Genomic DNA, 1,414 nt, shown 5'->3' on the forward strand with positions numbered 1-1,414 from the left:
GTGATCGAGGAAACGACATACTCGTTCTGGGTGTTGCCGGGCGCCGACAGGAAGTTGGAATTGTTGATCGCCGTCAGCAGTTCGGAGGCCGTCACGCCGCGCGCGGCAAGCTTGACCGGGTCGATCCAGACGCGCATCGAGTATTCCTGGGCGCCGAAGATCTGCACGTCGGCGACGCCTTCGACCGTCGACATGCGCGGCCTGATGACGCGCTCGATATACTCGGTCAGCTGCTCCTTCGTCATGTTCGGGTTCTGCATCGAGATGTACATCATCGCGAACTGCTGGCCGGTGCCCTTGACGATGACAGGGTCCTTCGATGCGTCCGGCAAGGTGCCGCGCACGCCCTGGACCTTGGACAGGACTTCGGTCAGCGCGACGTCGGGGTTCGAGCCGAGCTTCATCTGCACGGTCACGGTGCTGGAGGACGGGCGGCTGGACGAGGTGACGTAGTCGATGTTTTCGGTCGAGGCGACGGCGCGGGCGATCGGGGCGGAAATGAAGCCCTGGATCAGATCGGCGCTGGCGCCTGGATAGGCCGTCGTGATGGTGATCGCGGTTTCGTCGACCTTCGGATACTGCCGGATCGACAGGTTGAAGATGCCCTGGAAACCCAGGAGCAGGATCATGCAGGCAAGGACCGTCGAAAGAACAGGCCGGCGAATGAAGAGATCTGAAAAGCTCATTGCTGTTCGGCCTGCTTGTTCGCCGATTTGGTCGGGTCGATGGTGTTGTCCACAACGACGGACATGCCGTTGAAGAGGCGGTTCTGGCCGGCGGTGACGACCTCGTCGCCGGCCTTCAGCCCCTCGACGATCTCGACCATGCCTTGATTGCGGCGGCCGGGCTTGACGAACACCTGCGACAGCACGAGCGCGGGCTTGTCACCTTCCGCCGCCGGCTTGGCCGGATCGGCAGCCTTGTCGGTTGGTTTTGCCGCATCGGCGGCAGGCTTGGCTGCATCAGCCGCCGGCTTCATGGCATCGGCCGGCTTGGTGTCCGCAGGCTTGGCTTCCGCCGATTTGTCGGCTGACGGCGCGGCGGGTTTTTCCTCCGGCTTGGCTGGGGCCGCCTCGGCAGGCTTGGCCGGCTGCACCACGAAGATGTAGTCGCCATAGAGGCTTGTCGTCAGCGCCGTCTGCGGCAGGGTCAGCACGTTCTGCTCTTCGGGCAGCTCGACACGCACCTGCACGAACTGGCCGGGGGTCAGCTTGCCATCGGGATTGGCGACTTCCGCCCGGATGTTCACCAGCCGGCTGGACGAGTCGATCTTCGGGTCGATGCCGCGAATGGCGCCTGCGAATGGCCTGTCCTCACCGCCAAGGCCCAATCGAATCGTCTGGCCGATCTTGAGCAAGGCGAGTTGCTGTTCGGGAACCGAGAAATCGACCCGCATCGTGTCGAGGTCCTGCAA

General features: G+C 63.6%; 2 protein-coding genes. Both read right to left on the reverse strand.

The genetic code is table 11. The features are described 5' to 3' along the window. Window positions 1–686 (reverse strand): efflux RND transporter permease subunit (locus tag EN984_RS34610; protein WP_164765923.1); only part of this gene is annotated, 686 nt, incomplete at its 3' end. Further along, the coding region (locus EN984_RS34615) for an efflux RND transporter periplasmic adaptor subunit (RefSeq protein WP_127384357.1) at window positions 683–1,414 on the reverse strand (732 nt) is incomplete at its 5' end. The genes EN984_RS34615 and EN984_RS34610, both read right to left, overlap by 4 nt.

It is taken from the genome of Mesorhizobium sp. M7A.F.Ca.CA.004.12.1.1 (genome assembly GCF_003997835.1).
GTDB lineage: Bacteria > Pseudomonadota > Alphaproteobacteria > Rhizobiales > Rhizobiaceae > Mesorhizobium.